The organism is Terriglobales bacterium, from assembly GCA_035651655.1.
Classification (GTDB): Bacteria; Acidobacteriota; Terriglobia; order Terriglobales; family Acidobacteriaceae; genus DASRFG01.
On sequence record DASRFG010000023.1, the window covers coordinates 305,417 to 315,926 of the forward strand.

Genomic DNA, 10,510 nt, shown 5'->3' on the forward strand with positions numbered 1-10,510 from the left:
CCGGCCTAACATTCCCGGCTATGGCGAGTTCTTTCCCCATCGCCGGCCGGACACTTGGACCCTACCTTCTAGTGGAGCAGATCGGCGCAGGAGGAATGGGGGTCGTATACCGGGCACGCGACGAACGGCTCGACCGTGACGTCGCCATTAAGGTGCTTCCTCCCGGAGCCCTGAGGGAAGATTCAGCACGCAAGCGGTTCCGCAACGAGGCCTTGGCAATCTCAAAGCTCAATCATGCCAATGTCGCCACGGTATATGAGTTCGACAGTGTTGATGGAATTGATTTCCTGGTAATGGAGTACGTCGCCGGAGCAACGCTAGCTGACAAGCTTGGAACCGGTTCCTTGCCCGATCAAGAGCTGATTGAAATAGCCGAGCAGATCGTGAGCACCATGCAATTAGCGCATGAATCCGGCATCGTGCATTGCGACCTGAAGCCGGGGAACATCATGGTGACGCCCAAAGGACAGGTCAAGCTCCTCGATTTCGGGCTCGCCAAACTGTTGGTGACGCCGAAGAATGAAGACGTCACTACCAGCGCCACGATTTCAGCTCCTATTCCCGGCACCCTGGCCTACATGGCTCCGGAGCAGCTTCGGGGCGAACCGGCAGATGTGCGTACCGACCTTTACTCAATGGGCGCCGTGTTGTATCAAATGGCGACCGGTCATCGGCCTTTTGAGGACAAGACCACGACAGTGCTGATGAGCAGCATCCTGCACCGTCGCCCTCCGCCTCCAGTGCTTTTCAACGCCTCTATTCGCAGGCATTTACAGGACATCATTCTGAAATGCCTGGAAAAGGATGCGGGGCGGCGGTATCAATCCGCCAAGGAACTCGGTGAGGACCTGCAACGCCTGCGCCAGGGCATGCCGCTTCAGTATGCACGTCCTCATCGCGCGCGCCAACTGCTTCCACTGGGAATAGTCGCAGCGCTCGTTGTAGTAGCTTTCACGGCCTGGCTCCTGGCAAGAAACCGTCGACATCCGACTTACGCCGGTGGCGGCATTACCTCGATGGCGGTCCTTCCACTGGAAAATCTTTCGCATGACCAGACGCAGGACTATTTTGCGGACGGCATGACTGATGAACTCATCGCCGACTTGAGCAAGGTGAAGGCGATACGTGTGATCTCGCGAACCTCCGTGATGCAGTACAAAGGCGTCAACAAACCACTTCCGGAGATTGCGCAGGCACTTAAGGTAGATGCCATTGTTGTGGGTTCGGTGTTACACGCAGGAAATCGGGTGCGCATCAATGCGCAGCTGGTTCACGCCGCCGACGACCGACAATTGTGGAGTGAGAGCTATGAACGCGATTTGCGGGACGTCCTGAGCTTACAGCGGGACGTGGCACGAACCATCGTGCAGGAGATTAACGTCACGCTGACGTCGCAGGAGAAGGTGGGATTGCGTGCCGCGCAATCGGTGAATCCTGAAGCTTATGAAGATTACCTGCATGGGCGCTTCAACTTGAATGAGCGCACCCCAGCGGCACTGCAGAAAGCCGTGACCTACTTTCAGCACGCTATTGCGAAACAGCCCGATTACGCACTCGCCTATGCCGGCCTAGCGGACGGCTACGGATTGCTGCCCGGATACAGCATGTTGCCGGCATCGGAAGCCTTGCCTAAATCCAGGGCGGCCGCAGAAAAAGCGCTGCAACTCGACCCTGAGCTGGCCGAGCCACGCACCGCACTCGCCAACGTGGCGCAGAATCTTGATTGGGACTGGGCGGGAGCCGAAGATCAGTATCGGCGCGCCTTGGATCTGAGCCCCAGCTATGCCACCGCTCATCATTGGTACGCTCTTTATCTTGCAGCGCTGGGACGGACTCAAGAGGCGCTCAAGGAAATCCGGCGGGCCCAAGAACTTGATCCGCTGTCACCAATCATCGCTTCCAACGTGGCATGGATACATTACCTGGCACGCCAGTATGACCGGGCAATCGAGCAGGCGCGCAAGACGCTGGAGCTCTACCCTCAGTTTCCGGTGGCGCACGAATACTTGGGCCAGGCATACGCTGAAACCGGTGACAGCTCACAAGCTGTGGCCGAGCTTCAAAAAGCCGCAGCTCTTGCTTCTGGAGACCTCTCGATTGAAGGCGAATTGGCTTATGCGTTAGCTCTTTCTCACCAGAAACAGCAGGCCCTCACCGTGATCAGCCAGATGGGTTCCAGAAGTCGCGTCGGTTCAGCCTACCCTTTTGCCATGGCGTACGCGGGCTTGGGTGACGGTGACGCGACTTTGAAGTATCTGGAGCAGGCTTACCGCCAGCATGACGTCCGCATGGGGAATCTGCGGGTCCACCCGGCGTTTCAGCGTTTGCATGCTGACCAACGATTCCAGGAACTGTTACGCAAAATCGGATTACCTGAATAGAGGGTACGTCACCCCTGCCAAGGCGCCCCCGGTGATCCCTTTGGGTCTACTTCCGACACCGGCGGCGTACAACACTGACTCGGTAACTCCGTCCAGCCCGAGATCCTTTTCTATTAAGGAGTCAGCCAGAGCCATGGTGCAAAAAGGCGCCAATCCTAACCAGGTCGCCAAAAGACAGAATGTCTGGCAGAAATGCCCGGTCTCCGCCAGCACCACCCGATAGGCACGCGGGGACTGATACTTCCATTGCGTACGCGGGAAAACTGCTGTCATGAACATCACGGCAGCCGCTGCACCGAACCATTTTTGGCCGGCAAGGTAACGCGAGATCTGCCCCGGCGTGGCGCCGCGCCTTAAAAATTCCAGTTGGTGCTGGTCAGCCGCGTAATGGTAAAGACCAGGTTGCAAACCCGTCACGTCGCGGGCCAGCACATACGCTTCCAGCGGATGACGCGCGCCGCCCGATGGAGAAGTCTTCAGCGGTAGGCGCCCTAGGATAGGCTCTTTCACCCAACTCTGCACGCCGAACGTGAGACCGAGTAGGGTGGCGATATCAGACAAGCCCACCGGTGCCGTCGAAAAACGCCGCCAAGTGCGGCGGGCGAGCAAGACTTGCGGAAGCTCCGCTTGGAGCTGAGGTCGCGGAAGCGGAACCTGCCGCACGCCAGGGTAGCGCTTGACCTGCTTCGGTTTTGCGTAATGTGCAGCGCGCTCACATGACTGGCGGCGAAGGGTAACAGGGTCGAACTCGTAGTCGCCATTCTTTGTGGAGAAATGGAAAAAGCTGGCTGAGGGTCCCCACTCTGTCCAGTTTTTTAGCTTGTCTTCATTATTGTTGGGAGGACGATCGGATCGCTGTAGAAGTGAATGTCTGACCAGTTCAGCTAGGATCCTGCGCAGCGACGTCCGGCTGTAACCGCGCATATGGCGGCAAAAGGCGTCTGCAGAGCGCCAACCGCCGAAAAACTCCAGTATGGGCAATACGGTGGGAGCAGCGGAAGTCCGCGTCTGGGACAAATAGTTCTCGACCACGAGTGCGCCGTTCTTCCAGTAAAAGACGAGGTGACGAGAACGCCGGTAAAGAATCTCTTTGGAATTCTTAACGTCTGCTCGGGACGCCGCTGAATGATTGCGAGCCGCGCCCTGTCGGCTCCTATGCATGGAGCACTAGGAGCGCTGAAAGCCCCTGCAGGGAAGGAGGGTCAGCTTTTCAAGCGTCACCTCAAGGCCTTTGACTTCCTTGGACAATTCGCGCTTCACTTTTTGAATCTGCTTCCGGATCTCCGCTATCGAAGGTGGTTGTTTCTTCCCTCTCGGACGGCGTTTGCGGGCCATGTTCTCCTCCTGAATAGGGAAATGGAAAAAAGGGGTGTTCTTCTGAGGTTCGGCCCGGTTACCCGAAGTGTGGGCGAGTGTAGTGATGAGCTAGACAGAAGTCAAGGAGTGGGTGATTCATAAGCTGAAAGAGCGACCCCGCTCGGAGTCGCTCTGCAGCTTGTGCGCACTTCGATGTGAACTGAAACTAGCGTGCTATCGGTTTGGCAACCGCCAGATCGTTGTCAACGCTGAACGCGCCAAACACCGAGCTTGCCCGGATGCCGGCGATCTGTTTGTCCATAGCCGAATCCACCATGCCCAGAAGCGTAACGTGCCCGTTGTCAACCACGATGCGGATCGGGGCCTGTGGATCAATCGCATACCGGCTCAGCACTGGGTCACCATAGATCACGCGTGCCAGGCGCAACCTGAGCTGATCGTCAAAAATCGAAGTGGGCAGCACCTTGATGTTGGCCACTACATCTTTAACGCCGGGCTCGTTCTGAACCAAGCTGATGGCGGAATCGCGATCAGGATAGTTGATTACTTCCCCACCCAAAGTGACAACACCATCCTTCACGCCGAGTGTCAGCGCATTGAAAACATGACCGTATCCATAGCGATCATAAGCCAGCTTGCGGGCCAGTTTCGCCTGCAGCTCAGAATCAGGGATGGAGGCGCCGGCAACATCCAGTAGGTCGCGGACTCCCTGAACGTGATCGGCCTTGCGGACCTTTTTCTCTGCGTCCAGTTTGGCGCGATAACGATCCACGGATCCTTGCAACGTCACGATGCCATCTTCAGTGCTGGCCTGCACGTTGCGAAACTCATCCTTCGTAAGCAACTGCGAGACCTTGGATTGGATTGCAGCGTCATAACGAGACGCGCTTCCGGTGTTGGCCAGCGCCGGAAGCGAAGCCGAACTGATCACCAGTACACCAGCCAGGACCGAAGCACCCAATAGCAAAAGTTGTTTGCTTTTCATCATACTTACCCTCTTTCATGTGCTCTTTACAAAACTTTACAGAACTAACTATTTGGTTAATTAATTGGATGCGGAGCGTGGAATTTGGATTCGGGCAGATTGGCAGGGGTTCGTGGGCCTTGCGGGTTAAACAGTATGCCAGTGTTAGTTGGGTAATTTACGAGCGCTCCGAAAGCGCTGCCGAACGGAAGCTTTGCGTAGCTCCATGGTCTGAAATCGAAGTCAACAAAAGCTCGGCCGAAAGATTACGTTTGCGAAGGTGTGCGGCGACGAGCTTCTTGATCTTCTCAGCCGAACTCCTTGTATTGAGAAACATCAGCACCGATGGCCCTGCGCCGCTCAGCGCGACTCCGAGGATGCCGTCGCGGGGAGCCAGTTCTCGCAACACTGGCAGCAGGGAGCAGAGCGGCCCGCGATAAGGCTCGTGGATGCGATCGTTCAGAGTGGCGGCTAAGAGCTCATTGCTGCCCTGAACAAGACCCGCCAATAGAAGCATTGCATTCTGCACGTTAGCCACCGCATCCGCACGCGGGTATTGTTGGGGGAGGACGCGTCGCGCTTTTTCGGTTGAGAACGGCTGATCTGCGATGGCGAGCAGCAGAGGCCACGATTTTGCGGGGTTGATGCGCGCTGCTTCGAGTTTGCTCGCCGGCCCGGTCCCCATGCGCGCCACTACGACGCCCCCCAGCCAGCACGCTGCTGAATTATCGGGGTGTCCCTCACGTCTGGAAGCCTCTTCAATAATGCGGTTGTCATCCCAGCCAAGCTTACCCACACGCACCGCCAGTGCAATTCCAGCAAGGCGCGCCGCGGCGGATGAACCGCAGCCTTTACCAATCGGAATTTCATTGCGAATGTGTAGATGTACGGGTTGTGGCTGCTTCCCTGCTGCTCGCAGAACTTCACGATAGGTTTCCACAATCAGATTATTTTTCAGACTTTCACAAATGCCGGTGTCTCGGCCTTGGGCAATGATAGAGAATTTGTCGGCGGAGACGGCTTCCACGCGCAAATAAATGTCCATGGCCAAGGCGGCCGCATCGAATGCTGGGCCCAGGTTCGCGGAGGTTGCCGGCAACTTGAGATCCAGCAGGCGCGCGGATTTCCTTTTTTCTGGCACGGTCACGCTGCGCCTGACTGCTCCAGCAGTTTCAGGACAGCACTCGCATCAGCATCGAGCACCTGCGGCGTACGGCGATGTACACGGAGTTTCGCTTCCTGCTGTGCGTCGCGCGGATCGAAGAGCTCACCTTGATGAAATTTCAGGGTGTACTCAGGATCTTTGAGCAAGTGGCCGGTAAGGACCAGAACCACGTGATCGTTTGTCTTGACGAACCCGTTGCGGACGAGTTTCTTCAGTCCTGCCAGAGTCACCGCGGAAGCTGGCTCGCAACCTACGCCGTCAGATCCGATCTCGGCTTTTGCGATGGCGATCTCTGCCTCGCTGACTTGTTCGCAGCGTCCTCCTGTTGCCTCCAGCACACGCACGGCCTTCTTCCATGAGGCCGGATTGCCAATGCGAATTGCGGTTGCGAGCGTCTCCGCCTGCACGGGGATCAATTTCTTGCCGCCATTCTCCTGCATGGTTCGCACCAGTGCATTTGCGCATTCCGCTTGGATAATCGAGATCCTCGGCAAGGATTGCACAAACCCGAGCTCCCGCAATTCGAGAAACGCTTTGCCCAGTGCCGAAGAATTTCCCAGATTACCGCCAGGGACGATTACATGGTCCGGGACCTGCCAGTCCAATTGCTCCAGCAATTCGATTGCAGCCGTCTTTTGGCCTTCAATGCGATAGGGATTTAGTGAATTAAGAAGGTACACGGGGAATTGTTTCATTACTTCATTAAGCACGCGCATGCAACCATCAAAATCGGTGCGCAGCTGGCACGTAAGCGCTCCGTAATCGAGGGACTGCGCAAGCTTGCCCCAGGAAATTCGGCCTTCGGGTATGAGCACCAGACAGCGCAGCCCGCCACGTGCCGCGTAGGCTGCCATAGAAGCCGAGGTGTTCCCGGTGGAGGCGCATGCCACCCAACGGAAGCCATTCTGCGCCGCAACCGAAATGGCAACTGTCATCCCCGTGTCCTTGAATGATCCGGTGGGATTCATGCCCTGGTGCTTGGCAAAGAGCCGCTTCATTCCGGCACTGCGAGCGCAGCGCGGTAACTGGTAAACCGGGGTATTGCCCTCGCGCAAGCTGATGATTTTTTCGTCATCGCCGAAGGGCAGCAATTCTCGGAATCGCCAAACGCCGCTTTCATCGGCTGACTCCCGCGAAACCTTTCGCTGAAGCCAGGTTTGCTTCAGGACATTCGGATCGGGGGCATGCGCTCGACCATCAGCCGAAGTCCAGGTCGGATAGAAAATCTCCAGCAGATCGCCGCACGCGATACAGCGAAAATTCTGCTCCGGGCTGTTAGTCAGAGCGCCACATCCGACGCAGCGAAAGGAAGCCACTGTTTTCTGCCGGGCACTTCCCTTCGGCGCTCTTCCGTGAAGGGTTTGCGTCTTGGCTTTGGCCGCGTCAGTCATTGAACAAGGGTCACAGAATTGGAATGCACACGAGAACAGCAATCATAGACCAGAAGCTGGTCGGGGAATCGCGGCGAATGAGGTCAGCCGCGGCGCAGGTAGTCGTCTGTTTTGCCCAGCCAGTCAGCACGCGGAGGTGTGAAGATGTCGAGATCAACCGTGTCCGCCATGGCGGTAGCTTTGTGAGGCATATGCGGCGGGATGCAAAGCACTTCGCCGGCGGAAACAACGATTTCTTTGCCGTCAATTTCGAACTTAAGGGCGCCTTCTAAAATGTAGGTGACCTGTTCGTTCAAGTGGCTGTGCAGAGGGACGACGCAGCCCTTTTTAAGGAGCACTCTTGCGACCATCACATCCTGGCCGACCACCATTTGCCGCTGGAGGAGCGGATTCAGATTTTCCAGCTCGACGTTCTTCCAGCGAAGGTACTTCAGTTCGCCCTTGGAAGCTTCCTCTTTTGATCCTTTGGTGTGCGAGGCAGTGGCCATGTCAGTGCGCCCTCTCCTGATAAATTCGTGCGGTGTTGTCGTGCAGATACGCGTGCGCCATTTCCAAAGCCTTGGTCTCGTTCACTTCGCCGGCTGAGACCATCTCCGCCAGGGCCGCCGCCAGTGACATGCGGGCAGACTGTACCCCCAGCCAGTAGCTCTCTTCCGCCCCCAAGGCCTCATTGTACGGGAAGGCGTCTGAGCCGAAGGTGATTTTATCCGGAAAAAGCTCCAGCCATTCCTTCAAGGAGTGCTTGAACTCTGAGGGATAGAGATCAATCTCTATCAACGACGAATCCATGTAAACGTTCTTCATGGCCGCCAGCCAGATGGCCTGCCGCTCGTATGGGTATCCGCCATGAATCATTACCCAGGTCACATTAGAGTAGCGAGGATCGCGCAATACATTTTCCAGGTTCAGGATATTGCCCTCGCTGATGTTGTAGTAATCTCCAATCCCGACCGCCGTGTGAATGTGCACCGGCAGGCCCAGGCGGCCTCCCTCTTTTGCCAAGTAGCGGAAAATGTAGTCCTGGAAGGTACGATATTCCTCAAGTGTGGGCACTCCGCCCATCCGATACTTGCGGTAGATCGGGTCTACTTGTTCGCGGCTGGGATCGCCAAAGCGCAACGGCCGGAAATAGGCCGCTTCGAACTTCATGGCGATGCCGCCTTTTTTCTGGTTCTCCTCCAGTATGCGCGAAATGAAGGCTAAGTAGCCGTCGAAGTTCGGCGGCAACTGGTTGAGGCTCGCCTGCTGCATATAACGGTGCAGCATTTTCTCCTGCAGTGGAATGTAGACCTGCTGATCGGGATTGCGCCCGGTCAATTGTCGATTGTTAAAGGGGTACATGAAGGAATCTACAAAGAAGACCCAACGGAAACGTTTGGGATCCAAATAATCGTGCATGGCTGCCCGATTGGCGACAGAAGTTTCGATACCTAGTTTGTCCAGTACCTGATCGAAATAGGCGGTGCCGCCGCCCTTCTTCAACTCGGCTTTCTTATCTATGAGCCAGCGGGCGTGCTCGGTAGAAAGATCATCGTAAGGATAGCCCCACAGTGCTTTAGCTGCGGCAACAAGTTCGGGATTATCCAGGCGCTCGCGCAAAGGAGCACTTCCCGGCGGGGCGGCCATGGCGTCAACATCGGGATCATCCGGAAATCCAGGGTGCGCGTGATGGTCGAAGATAGGAATCTTCTCGATCGCGGCAAGGAGCCGCTGATACGTGGCCTGTAGATCAGGCCCCGGATAAGGCCGCGCCTGTCCCCATGCCGAGGTTGCGAATGCGGCAACAGCGAAGACGCAGACCGCGCGAATGAATTGGCGAAGGTTCATTTATGGTTTACCCGCCAGCTCCCGGTCGGTAGCACGCCGCCACACCGACGAGAGCTTCTGGATTCTTTCAACCGCTTCTCTAAGTATTACGGAAGAGGAAGCGAAGGAGAAGCGCACGAATTCCCTGCCCACGTCACCAAATGCGGCTCCGGGAATGGCGGCGATGCCCGCTTCTTCCAACATGAGCCGGCACAATTCTTCGGCGCTGAGTCCGGTATCTGAAACGTTTACCCAGGCATAGAACGCGCCATCTGGAGGCAGGCTACGGAAACCGGGAACGCGGTTCAAATCACCGATGAACTGCTGGCGGCGCGCAGCAAACTCGCCCACCATCCGCTTCGTCATTCCCTGCTGGTCGCGCAGCGCTTCAATGGCAGCGTATTGAGTGAACTCCGCGACGCAGGTATAGGTATTCACCGCCAGCATATCGAGAGCGGAAACAAATCGCGCCGGGGCTACCGCGTAGCCGAGCCGCCATCCGGTCATGGCGAAGCTTTTGGAGAAGCCGTCAATAATGAAGGTGCGCTCCTGCATCCCAGGGTAGCTGAGCATGGACTTGAAGCCACTGGTGTAATCAATGCGGGCGTAGATCTCATCGGAGAGGACGAGCAAGTCATGCCTCACGGCGAGCTCAGCGAGCCGGCGCTGGACAGCGTCGCTGTATACCGTGCCGGTGGGATTTCCCGGCGAGTTGGTGATCAAGATTTTGGTTCTTGAAGTAATCCTTGAACTCACTTCCTGGGGATCAGGCTGGAGCTGGTTGCGCTCAGCCAACTGGAACGGCACCGGCACTCCGCCGAAGGCATGCGTAATGGATGCGTATCCAGGAAACCCAGGATCGGGATAGAGCACCTCGTCTCCCGGCTCGATCAAGGCCATCATCGCCATAAAGAGAGCAATTTTGCATCCCGGCGCGATGACGACGTTCTGCGCGTCTACAGAAATATTGCGTGTATTCCGCAGATACTCAGCTATAGCCTGGCGCAGCGCCGGAATTCCTATGACTGGACAGTAGCGGTCCTTGCCGGCATCCAGGGCGTCCTTGAGCGACTGAACAACATCGGCGGCGGGATGGAAATCTGGCTCGCCCAGCTCAAGGTGAATGATCGAACGCCCGGCGGCCTCCAGTTCTTTGGCGCGCGCAAATACCGAGAGCGCGCCTTCGCCGCTCATCACGCCGATGCGCGAAGCTGGCTTGCGCACGTTACGCCTTCCTCTCGGCCAGGGCTGGCACCGGGGTGGTGGGAATCCGCAGAACGTCAACAAAGCGGGTGAAGAATTCGAAAGCGGCAGCGGTACACATGAGTTCGATGATTTGCGGTTCGGTGTAAGCCCGCCTCAACTCTGCGTAAAGGTCATCGTCAACTTCGTAGGGCGAGCGATGCAGCCGATCAGCCGCCCGGAAGCCCAGCTTTTCCGATTCTTTATACGGTCCGCGCTCGTAATCCTGCAAGCCGTGTACCTG

Annotated in this window: 10 protein-coding genes; 1 reads left to right on the forward strand and 9 read right to left on the reverse strand. The window is 56.9% G+C overall.

All coding sequences use genetic code 11. From position 1 onward, the window contains the following. The first annotated feature begins 20 nt into the window (after positions 1–20). Positions 21–2,381 (forward strand): protein kinase, encoded by a 2,361-nt coding sequence (locus VFA76_09770; protein ID HZR32125.1) that lies wholly within the window; start codon positions 21–23, stop codon positions 2,379–2,381. On the opposite strand, the gene VFA76_09775 is transcribed toward VFA76_09770, so the two are convergent. From VFA76_09775 to VFA76_09815, 9 genes are all read right to left on the reverse strand, one after another. Further along, positions 2,370–3,542 (reverse strand): SagB/ThcOx family dehydrogenase, encoded by a 1,173-nt coding sequence (locus VFA76_09775; GenBank protein HZR32126.1) that lies wholly within the window; start codon positions 3,540–3,542, stop codon positions 2,370–2,372. The genes VFA76_09770 and VFA76_09775 overlap by 12 nt on opposite strands. 6 nt (positions 3,543–3,548) lie before the next feature. After that, positions 3,549–3,716, reverse strand: coding sequence for a hypothetical protein (locus tag VFA76_09780; protein HZR32127.1), 168 nt, complete (start codon positions 3,714–3,716; stop codon positions 3,549–3,551). 187 nt (positions 3,717–3,903) lie between these two features. Beyond that, the gene (locus VFA76_09785) at positions 3,904–4,686 is read right to left on the reverse strand and encodes a BON domain-containing protein (GenBank protein HZR32128.1); all 783 of its coding nucleotides are present in this window, start codon (positions 4,684–4,686) and stop codon (positions 3,904–3,906) included. Between the two features lie 154 nt (positions 4,687–4,840). Continuing rightward, the gene (gene thrB / locus VFA76_09790; GenBank protein ID HZR32129.1) at positions 4,841–5,809 is read right to left on the reverse strand and encodes a homoserine kinase; all 969 of its coding nucleotides are present in this window, start codon (positions 5,807–5,809) and stop codon (positions 4,841–4,843) included. Then, positions 5,806–7,143, reverse strand: coding sequence for a threonine synthase (gene thrC / locus VFA76_09795; protein HZR32130.1), 1,338 nt, complete (start codon positions 7,141–7,143; stop codon positions 5,806–5,808). Before thrC ends, thrB begins: the two co-directional genes overlap by 4 nt. Before the next feature lie 158 nt (positions 7,144–7,301). Further along, entirely contained in the window at positions 7,302–7,706 is a 405-nt protein-coding gene (locus tag VFA76_09800) for a cupin domain-containing protein (protein ID HZR32131.1), read from the reverse strand. Position 7,707: 1 nt separating this feature from the next. Further along, a complete protein-coding gene (locus VFA76_09805) occupies positions 7,708–9,045 on the reverse strand; it encodes an amidohydrolase family protein (protein ID HZR32132.1) in 1,338 nt (445 codons plus the stop codon). Beyond that, positions 9,046–10,248 carry a pyridoxal phosphate-dependent aminotransferase gene (locus VFA76_09810; protein HZR32133.1) on the reverse strand — a complete coding sequence of 401 codons (1,203 nt, stop codon included), beginning with the start codon at positions 10,246–10,248 and terminating at the stop codon, positions 9,046–9,048. Between the two features lies 1 nt (position 10,249). Continuing rightward, positions 10,250–10,498 (reverse strand): hypothetical protein, encoded by a 249-nt coding sequence (locus VFA76_09815; GenBank protein HZR32134.1) that lies wholly within the window; start codon positions 10,496–10,498, stop codon positions 10,250–10,252. Between the last annotated feature and the right edge of the window lie 12 nt (positions 10,499–10,510).